This is a genomic window from Mesorhizobium sp. C277A, assembly GCF_040324395.1.
Taxonomy (GTDB): Bacteria; Pseudomonadota; Alphaproteobacteria; order Rhizobiales; family Rhizobiaceae; genus Mesorhizobium.
In genome coordinates, this window is record NZ_JAMYVW010000002.1 from 2201455 (window position 1) to 2214745 (window position 13291).

Annotated in this window: 12 protein-coding genes and 1 tRNA gene; 5 read left to right on the top strand and 8 right to left on the bottom strand. The window is 62.4% G+C overall.

Features of this window, described 5'->3' with window-relative positions; all coding sequences use genetic code 11:
• Positions 1 to 2: 2 nt before the first annotated feature.
• Positions 3 to 1784: a glyoxylate carboligase gene (gene gcl / locus NKK52_RS11070; RefSeq protein ID WP_352628914.1), complete on the bottom strand. Its 1782-nt coding sequence runs from the start codon at positions 1782 to 1784 to the stop codon at positions 3 to 5.
• 204 nt (positions 1785 to 1988) lie between these two features.
• Here gcl and bhcR point away from each other — a divergent pair, with 204 nt between their 5' ends.
• Both bhcR and NKK52_RS11080 read left to right on the top strand, forming a co-directional pair.
• Positions 1989 to 2807, top strand: a complete 819-nt coding sequence (gene bhcR, locus NKK52_RS11075) for an HTH-type transcriptional regulator BhcR (RefSeq protein WP_023681470.1) — start codon at positions 1989 to 1991, stop codon at positions 2805 to 2807.
• 20 nt (positions 2808 to 2827) lie between these two features.
• Positions 2828 to 3217 carry a hypothetical protein gene (locus tag NKK52_RS11080; RefSeq protein ID WP_245263038.1) on the top strand — a complete coding sequence of 130 codons (390 nt, stop codon included), beginning with the start codon at positions 2828 to 2830 and terminating at the stop codon, positions 3215 to 3217.
• A gap of 76 nt (positions 3218 to 3293) precedes the next feature.
• Here NKK52_RS11080 and NKK52_RS11085 read toward each other — a convergent pair whose 3' ends face one another.
• From NKK52_RS11085 to NKK52_RS11095, 3 genes are all read right to left on the bottom strand, one after another.
• Positions 3294 to 3602: a BA14K family protein gene (locus tag NKK52_RS11085; RefSeq protein ID WP_023681472.1), complete on the bottom strand. Its 309-nt coding sequence runs from the start codon at positions 3600 to 3602 to the stop codon at positions 3294 to 3296.
• Between the two features lie 203 nt (positions 3603 to 3805).
• Positions 3806 to 4018: a hypothetical protein gene (locus tag NKK52_RS11090; protein ID WP_023681474.1), complete on the bottom strand. Its 213-nt coding sequence runs from the start codon at positions 4016 to 4018 to the stop codon at positions 3806 to 3808.
• A gap of 164 nt (positions 4019 to 4182) precedes the next feature.
• A complete protein-coding gene (locus NKK52_RS11095; RefSeq protein ID WP_023681475.1) occupies positions 4183 to 4350 on the bottom strand; it encodes a hypothetical protein in 168 nt (55 codons plus the stop codon).
• Positions 4351 to 4508: 158 nt separating this feature from the next.
• On the opposite strand from NKK52_RS11095, the gene NKK52_RS11100 reads away from it, so the two are divergent.
• A tRNA-Thr gene (locus NKK52_RS11100) sits at positions 4509 to 4584 on the top strand.
• A 120-nt stretch (positions 4585 to 4704) separates the two neighbouring features.
• Here the strand turns inward: NKK52_RS11100 and NKK52_RS11105 are convergent.
• The 4 genes from NKK52_RS11105 to NKK52_RS11120 all read right to left on the bottom strand — a co-directional run bounded on the left by NKK52_RS11105 (position 4705) and on the right by NKK52_RS11120 (position 8719).
• Entirely contained in the window at positions 4705 to 5235 is a 531-nt protein-coding gene (locus NKK52_RS11105; protein WP_245263039.1) for a DUF2569 family protein, read from the bottom strand.
• A gap of 161 nt (positions 5236 to 5396) precedes the next feature.
• Positions 5397 to 6086: a TetR/AcrR family transcriptional regulator gene (locus tag NKK52_RS11110; protein WP_023681477.1), complete on the bottom strand. Its 690-nt coding sequence runs from the start codon at positions 6084 to 6086 to the stop codon at positions 5397 to 5399.
• A gap of 69 nt (positions 6087 to 6155) precedes the next feature.
• On the bottom strand, positions 6156 to 7583 hold the full coding sequence (locus tag NKK52_RS11115) for an amidase (RefSeq protein ID WP_023681478.1): 1428 nt from the start codon (positions 7581 to 7583) through the stop codon (positions 6156 to 6158).
• A gap of 101 nt (positions 7584 to 7684) precedes the next feature.
• Positions 7685 to 8719 (bottom strand): extracellular solute-binding protein, encoded by a 1035-nt coding sequence (locus tag NKK52_RS11120; protein ID WP_023681479.1) that lies wholly within the window; start codon positions 8717 to 8719, stop codon positions 7685 to 7687.
• 285 nt (positions 8720 to 9004) lie between these two features.
• Between NKK52_RS11120 and NKK52_RS11125 the strand changes: the two genes are divergently transcribed.
• Together NKK52_RS11125 and NKK52_RS11130 are read left to right on the top strand one after the other, a co-directional pair.
• Positions 9005 to 11980, top strand: coding sequence for a caspase family protein (locus NKK52_RS11125; protein ID WP_156939223.1), 2976 nt, complete (start codon positions 9005 to 9007; stop codon positions 11978 to 11980).
• A 445-nt stretch (positions 11981 to 12425) separates the two neighbouring features.
• Entirely contained in the window at positions 12426 to 13193 is a 768-nt protein-coding gene (locus NKK52_RS11130; RefSeq protein WP_023681482.1) for an NAD kinase, read from the top strand.
• Positions 13194 to 13291 lie beyond the last annotated feature (98 nt).

Consider the following 13291-nt stretch of genomic DNA (forward strand, 5'->3'; position numbering starts at 1 on the left):
GCCTAATCGAGCAACACAATCGCCGTTGGCGCATCCTCATGGCTTTCGGCAAGGTCCTCGAATTCGGTGATCTTGTCGATTTCCGTGCCCATGGAAATGTTGGTGACGCGCTCGAGGATGAATTCGAGCACCACCGGCACCTGGTATTCCTTCATCAGCCGCTGCGCTTCCTTGAACGCGCCGGCGAACTCTTCCGGTTTGCGCACCCGGACCGCCTTGCAGCCCATCGCTTCTGCGACCGCGACATGATCGACGCCGTAGCCGGCCTCCGGATCGTTGGCGCGGTTGACGTTCTCGAAGGCCAGGCTCACCTCGAAATCCATCGCAAAACCGCGCTGCGCCTGGCGGATCAGGCCGAGATAGGCATTGTTCACGACGACATGGATATACGGCAGTTTGTGCTGTGCGCCGGCCGCCAGTTCCTCGATCATGAACTGGAAGTCGTAGTCGCCCGACAGCGCCACGATGGTGCGATCCGGATCGGCGGCGCGCACGCCAAGCGCTGCCGGCAGCGTCCAGCCGAGCGGGCCGGCCTGGCCGCAATTGATCCAGTTGCGCGGCTTGTAGACATGCAGGAACTGCGCCCCGGCGATCTGCGAGAGGCCGATCGTGGTGACGTAGGTGGTGTCACGGCCGAACGACTTGTTCATCTCCTCATAGACGCGCTGCGGCTTCAGCGGCACCTGCTCGAAATGCGTCTTGCGCTTCATCGTCTTCTTGCGGGTCTGGCATTCCTTCGCCCAGCCCGACCAGTCGCGCAGCTTTCCTGCCGTCTTCCATTCGGTGGCGACGTCGAGCAGCATCTTTAGTGCCGCACCGGCGTCCGAGACGACGCCGAGATCCGGCGCGAACACCCGGCCGATCTGGGTCGGTTCGATGTCGACATGGATGAATTTCTTGCCCTTGGTGTAGACATCGACCGAACCGGTGTGGCGGTTGGCCCAGCGATTGCCGATGCCAAAGACGAAGTCGGCTTCCAGCATGGTCGCATTGCCGTAGCGGTGCGAGGTCTGCAGCCCGCACATGCCGGCCATCAGCCGGTGATCGTCGGGGATCGTACCCCAGCCCATTAGCGTCGGGATGACCGGCACGCCCGTTATCTCGGCGAATTCGATCAACAGATCCGACGCATCGGCGTTGATGATGCCGCCGCCGGCGACGATCAGCGGCTTTTCCGCGGCATTGAGCATCGCCAAGGCCTTTTCGGCCTGGGCGCGCGACATTGCCGGCTTGAACGGGACCAGCGGTTCATAGGCATCGATATCGAATTCGATCTCGGCCAATTGCACGTCGACCGGCAGGTCGATGAGCACCGGGCCCGGTCGCGACGAGCGCATCAGGTGAAATGCCTTCTGCAGCGCCATCGGCACGAGATAGGGCTCCATGACCGTGACCGCCCATTTGGCGACGGGTGCGGCTATGGCGGCGATATCGACCGCCTGGAAATCCTCCTTGTTGAGCCGTGCCCGCGGCGCCTGACCGGTGATGCACAGGATCGGGATGGAGTCCGCCGCCGCCGAATAGAGCCCGGTGACCATGTCGGTGCCGGCCGGGCCCGAGGTGCCGATGCACAGCCCGATATTGCCGGATTTGGCTCTCGTGTAGCCTTCGGCCATATGCGAGGCCGCTTCGACGTGACGAGCCAGGATGTGGCGGATCGAGCCCCTCGCCTTCAGCGCCGAATAGAACGGATTGATCGCCGCGCCCGGCACACCGAAGCCGCAGGAAACGCCTTCCTTTTCGAGAACGAGAACCGCTGCATCGACAGCGCGCATCCTGGCCATGTCCAGCCTCCTCAAGATTGTTGGTTGGTTGACAATGCCAGTGTCGTTTTCATTCTTCAATTTTTTCAGAATAATTTTTCATTTCGAGAAAACCGCTTCTAAATACTGATTCCCCTAGGTTTTTCGTTTTCCATGAATCCGGCCATCAAAATCGATGAAAAAGTTTTTCATTGCGATTTCGGCGAAACCGGCGACAATGCCGCCATGGAAACCAGCGAAAAACGCCAGCGCGGCCGGCCGCGCGCTTTCAACGGTCCGTCCGAGGCCGGTTCTGTACAGTCGCTGGACCGGGCCTTGCGCATCCTGGCCATCGTCGCTGAAGGCAGTGGCCTGTCGCTGAGCGAGATTTCGGCGCGTAGCGAGCTCGCGGCGTCCACCGCCTACCGCATGCTGACGACGCTGCAGAACCACGGCATGGTCGAGTTCGATACATCGGACCAGCTGTGGTCGATCGGCGTCGAGACCTACCGCATGGGTGCCGCCTTCCTGCGCCGCCGCAAGCTTGTCGACCGGGCCCGCGTGGTCATGCAGGAATTGATGGAGAAGACCGGTGAAACCGCCAATCTCGGCGTCGCCGAGGACGATTGCGTCGTTTTCGTCAGCCAGGTCGAGACCCATCAGGCGATCCGCGCCTTCTTCCGCCCGGGCACGCGCAGCTCCTTCCATGCCTCGGGCATCGGCAAGGCGGTGCTGGCGCAGCTCGAGCCGGAACGCGTCGCCGCCATCCTGCGCAAGTCGGGCCTGCAGCGCTTCACCGACAAGACGCTGTCCGACATTTCGGCGCTGGCCCATGACCTGGCTGTCATCAAGCACCGCGGCTGGTCGGTCGACGACGAGGAGCGGCATCCCGGCATGCGCTGCGTGGCCGCCGCCATTTTCAACGAGTTCGGCGAGCCGATCGGCGGTGTCTCGGTCTCCGGACCGACGGTGCGGGTGACGATGGAGCGGCTGGACGAGATCGGGCCGCTGGTGCGCGACGCCGCCGCTGAGGTGACGAGGATGATCGGCGGGTTCCGATTATAATGCGGAGAACGCTTCAGCTTTTGCTCGCCGCTTCACTGTGCGGATGCGTGGCGACGGTGCCCGAGCCCGCCCCTGTCTCCCAGCAAGTCAGCGAGATTCCGATCTCGCTCGCTTTGGAGGAGACAATCACGATCGGCATTCGCCAGCATTTACATGATCCTGTATCCGCCAAATTCGGGACGATGCGTGCCGGCGAGCGAACGCTCGACGGCCGCCGCGAAATCCTGGTCTGCGGCCATGTCGCTGCAAAGACGTCGTCCGGTGGTCATACAACAGACCAACCGTTCGCCGCCAAGATCTATCCGGATGAAGGAAGCAGCTTCGAACTCATCGCCATGGGCGATCAATCGCAGAATGCGAGTGTTGCCCGCATCTGCCGTGCAGCGGGATTGCCGATCTCCGAACCGTAGCCCGCACCGCGGCGCGCTCAAATCAGGAAGGAGGGGCTGCGTACAGCCCCTCCTTTCCGTGTGGGGGTGCCTCCTCCTAAAGGCGGCAATGGTGGCGGTAGCCGTCATAGCCGACATAGGTGTCGGAGTACGGATCGTAACTGGCGTAGCGGTTGGCGCAGCGGCGGACGTGCCAGGAGCCACCCTCGTCGTCGACATAGACGGTGCGGGGCTGCTGGTTGAGCAGGCTGCCGAGCACGAACCCGCCGACGCCGGCGGCGATGCCGATGCCGATTTCGCGGTTGTGGTGATGGCTGTGGGCGGCCGAGGGCTGGACGGTGCCGACCAGCGAGGTGGCGGCGACAGTGCTGGCGATAAGAGCGGAAGCGATTTTGCGCGTGAACATGACGATCTCCTTGTTTCGTTGCGAGAGGCGATCCGTCCGCCTCTTGATCATCTGTCGTTTCGGCGCGGAAAAAGGTTCGAAAGAATTTGGGATTTTCTTGAAGGCTGGAAATCAGCCGATGGAAACCATGATCTGATCGATCGAGCGCTCAACGCAAAAAAGGGCGGCCGAAGCCGCCCTTTCCGCGAGGCAGGTCGTCTCGCTCAAAGGAAGATGATCACCTTCCCGTGGTGATGATGATGCTTGTGGTGATGGTGCTTGTGGTGATGGTTCCACCACCACCAGGGCTTGTCGTGGTGCTTGTGATGATGGTGGTGATGATGGCCGTGAGCGGAGGACGACTGCACGGTACCGGCGAGCGCGCCGGTGGCGACGAAGATGGCGACCAGGCCCGAAGTAAGAGTGCGCTTCAACATGATGATCTCCTTGATCGAGGCGACCATTCGCCTCTGGAGATCAGTCGTCGCGGCGCGGCGAAAGGTTCGAGGTTTTTGGGGGAATAGGGAGTGGTGAGTAGGCATTAGATTGGACCCTGTCCGTGGCCCCTAAGCCCTACTCACTAATGACCACTGCTTGTCTCTCATCCCATCCCAGTCACATGCCGCAGCCAAAACGCCATCGCGATAAAACCGAGGATGGCGGCGATGCCGGTCCAGTCGACATTGGCGCTCTTCACGTCCTTGATGAGCTTTACCGCAAGCAGCCAGGCAATGACGACAAGCGGCAGGATGATGACAAGTCTGATCATGCGACACCCCATTCGATGCGTTTGCACCTGAGAAATATGTAGGGATCGCATTGGCGGTTTTCAGCATGGCGGCCCGCCCACCTCGGCGGGGTCCATTAGCGATCGAAAACGGAGTTTTGTCTTTACTGGCGCACGAAATATGCTAACCGGAGCGCCATGCCCTTGTAGCTCAGCTGGTAGAGCAGCGGTTTTGTAAACCGAAGGTCGGCGGTTCGATTCCGTCCGGGGGCACCATCCTTCGCTCTTCGAGCTTCGGATGGCGGGCCATCCTTCGAAGCTCGACCGATAGTTCAATTCGGGGCAGCTGGCAGCAGCGGCATCAGGCTAACTCGCAACCGTTGATCCTGCGACCTTCTAAGAAAACGTCGCAGCCTGAGTGGCTGCCGTACTGCCACCGAACGTGTTTCTCACCCTGACCGATCTGTATACATAGGCGGCCCAGACCCCTGTGACTATGAAGGATGCCAAAGGTGTAACCAGAGCCCCTCCGGCAAGCAAACGGTCTACCGGGACACCAAGCACAGTCGATATCCAAACTGCGTCCAGTATGAACAAGAGAGGGATCGCAAACCACAGACATATGAACAGCTGCGGGAAGCGGTGGCTTCGCCGCAGCATCGAAACAAGCACGACCAGCTGAAGCACCAGAAATGCCAGATTGAGGGCTGCCTCGCCATAGATGGCCAAGGCCCCGTTGGGCACTGTAACAAGCTGTTGGTAGGTTTTGACCAGACTGGCCATATCGACAAGTGTGCGCAACGGCGAAAGGGACAGGCTGATCGCCAGCAGGATCAGCCAGCCGCCGAACCCCACGAGGTCATCTGGGCTCTGTGAGGATTTGCGCGACGACCGGACGGCGAAGAAAACCGGCACGCCAATCAGCAACAGAAGTATCGCCCAATGCCACATTTACCCACCCTCGAATGCATCCCTGGGTTGTTTAGCTCGCCACCTCTGGATTGTGCAAGCGTTTTTACAGAGATCAAGGCATCGTAGAGATTTTCGGGTTTGCAGAGGACGCTTGCGTCGCTCGCAATGGCCGCATCTCACCCCAAGTCAAAATGCCGCGGAAAGGCCTGGTGCAGCAGGAGCAGCATGGTCTTGCGCAGCACGTCGGTGTCGCGGCTGGACGGGTTGAGATGGTCCCAATACCAGGCGCCGTGAACCAGATAATTCAGGCTCTCCGACAGCGTGTCTATGTCGACGCCGGTGTAACCGCCGCTGCGCGAAATCTCGATCAGCAGTTCGCGCGCTTCGGCCGTGTAGGCGAGATCGCTGGGCAGGCCTATCTCGTTGTAGAGCTGCATGCTCTTGCGGTCGCTGGAGAACACGACGAAGACCGACACCCAATTCGGATGCTGGCGGGCAAAGCGTTGCGCGCAATCGACCGCGCCCAAGACCCGCTCGACCGGCGACAGGCCGGGCGCCCGCACCAGCGTCAGCCACAGCGCGTCATATTGGTCGCTGAGATATTGCAGGACGGCCCGGAACAGGTTCTCCTTGCTGCGAAAATGAAAGACCACCAGTGCGTTGGACGAGCCGACATGCCCGGCAATGCGCTGCATGGTGACGCTGGCCAGCCCCTCCTCCGCGATGAGCTCGATGGTGGCGTCGATGATGCGCTGGACGCTCGCTTCGCCGCGCTCGCGCCGGCGGTCCTTGGGCGCGGCGTCGTTCGCCGCACCCTTGGCCGCCTTGCTTTTTCCCGCATCCGGAGTGGCTATGCGTTGCGCCATTGTCGTCAGGCCTTTCCCCGGCGGCCGAAACATCCCGCCGCTGCCTTGGCATGCCGGCGCTCTGCGGACTCACAGCGTCGGGCGTGTCCCGGCATTCGTGTACCACTGACCACGAGCCGTCTCATAGGCCATACCCGCCCGGAACACGTCAGCGTCGCTATAGGTGCGGCCGACAATCTGGATGCCTGTCGGCACGCCGTTGGCGGCGCGGCCCGACGGGATCGACAGAACCGGGCAGCGGCTCAGCATGTTGAACGGCGTCGTCATCACCCAGCCCAGCGACGGGTTCACCTCTCGTCCATTGATCTCGACCTTGCCTTTGGTCTGATCGAATTCCGCCGGCACTGCGGGAAGCGCATTGGTCGGGCAGATCAGCACATCGTATTTTTCCAGCAACGGCCCCAGCGTCTGGTACATCCTGGCCGCCACGTCCAAAGTTGCGACAAAGTCCGTGGCCTTCGACTTCTGGCCGTCCTGCGCAAACTGCCTGGCATAGCTGGTCATGTCCTTGCCGTGCTTGGCGAGCAGCGGCGACAGCGAGGCGCCGAAGAGATGTTCGAGATAGGCCATGCCGGCCTTGAGCACCTCGTCGCCCCAGCCGAGGTCCACCTCCTCGACGGTGGCGCCGAGCGAGCGGAACACATCGCAGGCGGCGAGCGTGTTCTTGCGCACGTCCGCATCGACCTCGAAGGACCCGAGATTCATGGAGAATGCGATCTTCCAACCCTTGATCTGCTTGTAGTCGAGCGGCAGGCGCAGTTTCGGGCGCAGCGTGGCGATGTCGAGCGGGCTCGGCCCGGCCATGACGTTCTGCAGCAGGATCGCATCCCCGACGTTTCGGGCCAAGGGCCCGGTGTGGCAGTAGAAATCGAGATTGAACGGCGGCTCATCGGGATTGCGGCCGTAAGGCGGCTTGAAGCCGACCAGGCCGCAGGCCGAGGCAGGGATGCGGATTGAGCCCGCTATGTCCGAGCCGGTTGCGATCGACGACGTGCCGGAGGCCAGCGTTGCCGCCGAACCTCCCGACGAACCGCCCGGCGTGAAATCCGGGTTCCAGGGGTTGCGCGTGACGCCCCAGCGCTTCGACCAGGTATAACCGGCGCAGCTGAATTCGGGCGTCGCCGTGCGGGCGTGGACGATGCCGCCGGCCTTCATGACACGCTCGTTCATCGTCGAGGTATGGCCGCCAAGCGCGTCCCCGGACAGCAGCGAGCCATGCGAGGTCGGCTTGCCCTTGATGTAGCTCTCATCCTTGATGCCGATCGGCAGGCCCTCGAGCGCGCCGGTCCTGGCGCCTCTGGCGTATTTCGCCTCGGCTTTTCTGGCGAGATCCATCGCCTCGTCGAAATGCGTGAAGGTGAGGCAATTGATCGTTTCTTCCGTCGCCTCGACGCGGCGGATGGTGGCCTGCATCAGTTCCACAGGCGACAGTTTCTTCGCCTTGAACAGCCGCAACGCCTCGCTGGCCGGCATGTAGCAAAGGTCGAGATCGGACATCGAAAATCTCCCGCGGCGGCTTTACGGCATCTGGCATTGGCGATGGCAGGGCCGCGATCCGCGGCCCGATGTTTGGTGGTCAGCTTCGGCTGGCGGGGCCGCTATTTCTGCAGATCGGTCCAGATCCTGGTGTAGAGCGCCTGGACGTCGGCGGGACAGGCCGACATGAATTGGCCCTTGTCGGCAAATTCGGCCGGAACCTCCACTTCAGGCGCGCCCTTCATATCGGCCGGCAGGAAGGGCTCGGAGCCCTTGATGCCATTGGCGTAGTGCGCGAAGGCCGAGATCATCGCTGCATTCCTGGGGTCCATGATGAAATTCTGGAAGAGCTTGGCGTTCTCGACGTTCTTGGCATCCTTGAGCACCGCGACATTGTCCATCCAGATTGGAAAGCCCTCCTTGGGATAGCCGTAGACGATCTTGTCGTTCTCCAGCCGCTCGCGCAGCGATATGCCGTTCCAGTTGACGCCGGCGGCAATGTCGCCCCTGCCGAGACCGTCGACGGCCGCATAGTCGAGCGACAGCCATTTCGCTTTCGCCTCGATGAGCTTGTCATGCACCTTCTTCAAAAGCACCTTGTCGTCGGTGCAGTACTTACCGCCCTCATAGGCAATGGCGAGGAACATGATGTCTCCCATTTCGGGCACGACATTGATCTTGCCCACGAGTTCCGGCGGCGGATCGAGGAAAATCGCCGAGGTGTTCGGATCGCCCGCATAGACCGATTTGTTGACCGAGATGCCGGTCGTGCCCCATTGCCACGGCACCGAATATTTGCGGCCGGGGTCGAACGGCACGTCGACCCATCTCGGATCGACGTTTCTAAAGTTCTCCATCGTGTTGGGATCGGTTTCCAAGAGCAGGCCTTCGCTGATCCAGATCGGCATCACGCTGGCCGATGGAACGACGATGTCATAGCCGGAAGCGCCCTGGCGGACCTTGGCCAGAGCCGTATCGTTGGAGTCGTAGTCGGTGACGGTAACCTTGACCTTGTAGCTTTCCTCGAACTTCTTGATCAGGTCCGGGCTGGTGTAGTTGCCCCAATTGTAGATTTGGAGTTCGCCCTCGGCGCGGGCAATGCCGGTCATCGCCAGCAGCGACAGGCCGAGCGCCGTGGCGGTCGATTTCAACTGCATGCTTGTGTCTCCCATTGTTGGGACCGGCGGGATTGCGCCTCGAGTCCCTAAGTTCCCTTCGTCCTGGTGATCATTCACCGGCGAATGCCGGCTGACCAACTCGGTATCTCGGGCAACGGTATTAATTACTAAACATACAGTCAATATCTTTTAGCGACACAACTGCATCATCGGCACCGGCAGTGCGCCGGCGAAGCCGACATGATATGGTCAAGGTTGGGCCATTGATGAATTGGGGCAAGCCGTGGCGTGAGCGCCGCAGCCTGCAGGGCTTGGATCACGGTCATGCGCCTTTTTCTGGCGGTCGTGCTGCTGATGACCATGGCGCTCTTCTCCGCTGCGCGCGGCGAAGAGCGGATAGCGCTGGTTGTCGCCAATCCGGCCTCTGAGGGCTCACCGGCAATCGCCAACGCCGACCTCAGTGCCGAACTCGTTGCAGCGACACTACGATCGCTTGGCTTCACCGTCCGGCAGGTGTCGGATGGCGACCGCGCCGATGTCGCGCGCGCCATGCATGATTTCGCCCAATCCCTGGCCAATCCGGACTCCGTCGGCATCTTCTACTATGTCGGCCACACCGCGCAGGCCAACGGCAGGAACTATTTACTGACGCGCGGCACCCGGATCGATTCAAAGGAAACGGTCGACCAGACGGCATTGCCCCTCGACCTGTTCATGCAGGCGCTCGAGGCAACCCCGACATTGAAGGTGGTTCTGCTCGACAATCCCGGCGATGGCCACAACCCTACTTCCGGCGTGATGCAGGGTCTGGCGGCGGTCGATCCCCTCACCCACGCCATCGTCGCTCTGTCGGCCAAACCCGGAACCGTTGCACTGGACGAAGCCCGCCCCGTCACCGTATTTGCCGATGCGCTCACCGCTGCGCTGGTCAAGCGCGGCGCGGACATAGCCATCATCCTCGCCTCGGTCAGGCAAACCACTATCGACAAAACGTCAGGCGCCCAGTGGCCATGGATGGCATATGGCCGCTCGGCAGACGCTGCCTTTGTGCTGACGCCGGACCAGGTGGCCGGCGCGTCACCGGCGCTGCCGCTTGTGCCGGAACCGGCACCGCCGGCGATGGCGAGCGGCGGCTACATCTCCGGGAGTGGCGGTTGGGAGCCTGATGGCAGCGACTACGCCGATGGCAGCGGTCAGGAGCCCTACCCCATGGACGTTGCCCCGGGCTCCGGCAGTCCCGATGCCGCGATGGGCGACAGCGCCAAGGAGGCGGCGCTCTACGAGGAATACAAACGCCAGGAACAGCAGCGCCAATTGCAGGAAGAGCAGGCTCGGCAACGATACGAAGAGGAAAAGCAACGTCTTGAAGACGCAGCTGCGGCCGCTGCCCAGAACAATCTCGGCGGGACCTATCCGCAGGATGGCGGAGCCACCGGCGCCGAACCGCCCCCCGATAAGGCAGGGATCCCCCCTGAGGACGGCATGACATCGGCCCCGCCACCCGCGACCGGCGCCGAAAGTCCGCCGGAGGCGCAGGCGCCACCGAAACCAGCGCCGCCGCCCATCGACCAGGCGCAAAGCCCTCCTTCCGGCGGCGCCCTTCCACAACCCGAGACGGGCGCTGTCGAGGTGGTGCGCCATCCAACCATCGATGCGCCGGATGAGATTGTCGCCGGCGAGACGGTGACCGTTTCGATCGCCCTTACCGAAGAGCAATTCACGCCCGAAGTGAAGGTGAAGGCAGCGCCGGGCTCGTCGGTGACGGAAGATGGCGCCCTGGCCATGGCGATGCCGGCGGGAACCGAGCAATGGCCGATCGATATCGATCTGTTCGCCTCCGGCTTCGATCTCGCTGACGGCGGCAAATGGAGCCGACGGACGACGCTCTACCGCCAGGGCGACAGCGACTTCGTCCGCTTCGACGTCAAGGCGCGGCCGATCGCCAAGGACAGCAAGCCGGCCCAGTTCATCGCGCGCATCTACAGCGCCGGGAGGTTCCTGGGATCGGCATCGCGGTCGGTTATCATTCGCCGCACCGCGCCTGTCGAGGCAGCCGCTCTGAGCGCCACAGCCGAACGCTCCGCAGCACCTGCCATGCTGATGCTGGCCGCAGCGGCGCCGCAGCCGGCGGTAACTGGCAATGTGACGCTCGGCGGCGCAGCCGGCGATGACGTCCCCGATCTCCACGTGACCATCCTCTATGACGATCCGAGCGGGCTGGGTTCGGGGCAGATCATCATCCATTCGCCGCATCTGGCCGGTCCGGTGACCGATACGTTCTCGACGCCACCTGAGATGGCGGCATGGCTGGACTCCGAATACCGCCGCCTGCTGCAGCTCGGATTGAGCCTGCGCGGCGCCGTTTCGCTGCAGCAGCCTGCCGCAAGCAGCGATACGGGGGCGCAAAAGCGCTTTGTCACGCTCGCCGCCGAAGGTTTTGGCGATGCGCTCTACCGCGACTATGTGCCGAAACCGTTCAAGGACGTGTTCTGGTCGCTGCGCGGCAAAGGCGAACTCCATTCGATCCAGATCACCTCGAACAGCCCGACGCTGCCCTGGGAATTGATCCGCCCGCGCAGCGTCGACGGCGCTATAGCCGACGGTTTTCTCGGCATGGGCTACCGGCTGGCCCGCTGGGCTCCGCGCAGCAGTGCCTCACAGGTCGACAACCCGCTCGACCGCATGACCTTCACCGGCGTCGCGGCCGTCGCGCCCTCCTATGTCGACAAGCGCTCGCTGCGCTTTCAGCAGGACGAGATCGCGGCACTGAGCAAGCTTGCCGGCTACCGCCGCTTCGATGGCGATTTCATCTCTTTCGAGAAACTGGTCGGCGAAGTCTCGACCGGTTTCATTCATTTCTCCGGCCATGGCGAGGTCAACCAGCCGAGCAGCGGCCGGCCGGTCTTTGCCATCGATCTCGTCGATCAGTCGCTCGACCCCGATACATGGGCCGCGCTGGTCGCGACCGCGCATGGCAAGGGCAATCCGTTCTACTTCTTCAACGCCTGCGACACCGGCCGTTCGCAGATGCTCGGCGGCTTCGTGCAGGGCTGGGGTCCGGCAGTGCTGGCGGGCGGCGCTTCCGGCTTCATCGGCGGCATGTGGCCACTGACCGACCGCGCGGCAGCGGCCTTCTCGACCGATTTCTATGGCGGCATCAGCACGCGGATCAAGGACGGGCCGGTCTATCTGGCCGAGATCCTGCAGGATGTCCGCAGAGAATTCTACCAGACCGGCGATCCGACCTATCTCGCCTACACATTCTACGGCAACGCCAATCTGAGGATTGTCGCGCAGTAGGCGACGGATCGTCGTTGGCAGATTGGCTTCAGCCTACAACGCGTTTTGCGGGCATGGCACGCCGGCGCCGCCGCAGCGTGAGGCCATCGGCCTGGAGCTCATGTCTTCGGACTGCCGCACAAGCTCCGCAAAGAGAAGGGCGAAACTTCCCATCACAAGGAAGACGATAATCAGGCGTGTCACCGGCAATAGACAGGTCTCGACTGGCTAGCCCCCCAGCCACCCATCCTCTGTCGGCTAACATGATCGATCAGGCTTTACGAGTGTTTAAGCTCGCTCTTAACCATCACATTCGCCGTTCCGGCGACATGAAGCGCGAGCCGCCGATTTCGTTTCGCCGCGGCCGCAACTGCGCCGGACGATGCCTCCCTTTGCAGATGCGCTTGCCCATGCTACCCCACGCAACCGCCGCCGACCGCCATCGGCCGACCGCCATCGGAATGTCATGAGCAAAGCCAATCTCGCCTTCGTCTCCTCCGACACTGCCGATGCCAAGGCGGCGATGGAGAGCCTGTCGGCCCGCTATGGCCAGGCATCCTTCGACGACGCCCAGGTGGTGGTGGCGCTGGGTGGCGACGGCTTCCTGCTGCAGACCTTGCGCGACACGATGAGCACGGGAAAGAAGGTCTACGGCATGAACCGTGGCACCATCGGCTTCCTGATGAACGAGTACCGCGTCGGGGGCCTCACCGAGCGCATCGCGGCCGCCGTCGCCGAAACGATCCGCCCGCTGGAAATGCTGGCGTTGACGCATGAGGGCGAGACGGTTTCGGCACTCGCCATCAACGAGGTGGCGCTGTGGCGTCAGTCCTACCAGACGGCAAAGATCCGCATCACCGTCGACGAGCAGGTCCGCATCGAGGAACTGAACTGCGACGGCGTGATGATCGCGACGCCGGCCGGCTCCACCGCGTACAATCTTTCGGCGCACGGGCCGATCCTGCCGCTGGATGCGCCGTTGCTCGCGCTGACCCCGGTCAGCCCGTTCCGGCCGCGCCGTTGGCGGGGTGCCTTGTTGTCAAACAAGGCGACCGTACGCTTCGATATTCTGGAGTCGGAAAAGCGCCCGGTGAACACCGCCGCCGACCATACCGAGGTCAAGGCGGTGGCTTCCGTGACGGTCCGGGAATCGCCGACTGCGACGGCGACGCTGCTGTTTGATCCCAACCATTCGTGGAACGAACGCATTCTCGCCGAGCAATTTCGCTATTGAGCCGGCGCAAAGAGTGACTACCTAATTAAGCATCGCGATTAAGCTTACGTTTTCACAATCGTGCCAATCCCGCCCGTTTCTGTTGACAAATCGCGGGC

Bases quoted from the DNA above. Each gene is read 5' to 3' on its own strand.
- gcl (WP_352628914.1), bottom strand. From the start codon at position 1,784: ATGGCCAGGATGCGCGCTGTCGATGCAGCGGTTCTCGTTCTCGAAAAG.
- bhcR (WP_023681470.1), top strand. From the start codon at position 1,989: ATGGAAACCAGCGAAAAACGCCAGCGCGGCCGGCCGCGCGCTTTCAAC.
- NKK52_RS11085 (WP_023681472.1), bottom strand. From the start codon at position 3,602: ATGTTCACGCGCAAAATCGCTTCCGCTCTTATCGCCAGCACTGTCGCC.
- NKK52_RS11090 (WP_023681474.1), bottom strand. From the start codon at position 4,018: ATGTTGAAGCGCACTCTTACTTCGGGCCTGGTCGCCATCTTCGTCGCC.
- NKK52_RS11095 (WP_023681475.1), bottom strand. From the start codon at position 4,350: ATGATCAGACTTGTCATCATCCTGCCGCTTGTCGTCATTGCCTGGCTG.
- NKK52_RS11110 (WP_023681477.1), bottom strand. From the start codon at position 6,086: ATGGCGCAACGCATAGCCACTCCGGATGCGGGAAAAAGCAAGGCGGCC.
- NKK52_RS11115 (WP_023681478.1), bottom strand. From the start codon at position 7,583: ATGTCCGATCTCGACCTTTGCTACATGCCGGCCAGCGAGGCGTTGCGG.
- NKK52_RS11120 (WP_023681479.1), bottom strand. From the start codon at position 8,719: ATGCAGTTGAAATCGACCGCCACGGCGCTCGGCCTGTCGCTGCTGGCG.
- NKK52_RS11125 (WP_156939223.1), top strand. From the start codon at position 9,005: ATGCGCCTTTTTCTGGCGGTCGTGCTGCTGATGACCATGGCGCTCTTC.
- NKK52_RS11130 (WP_023681482.1), top strand. From the start codon at position 12,426: ATGAGCAAAGCCAATCTCGCCTTCGTCTCCTCCGACACTGCCGATGCC.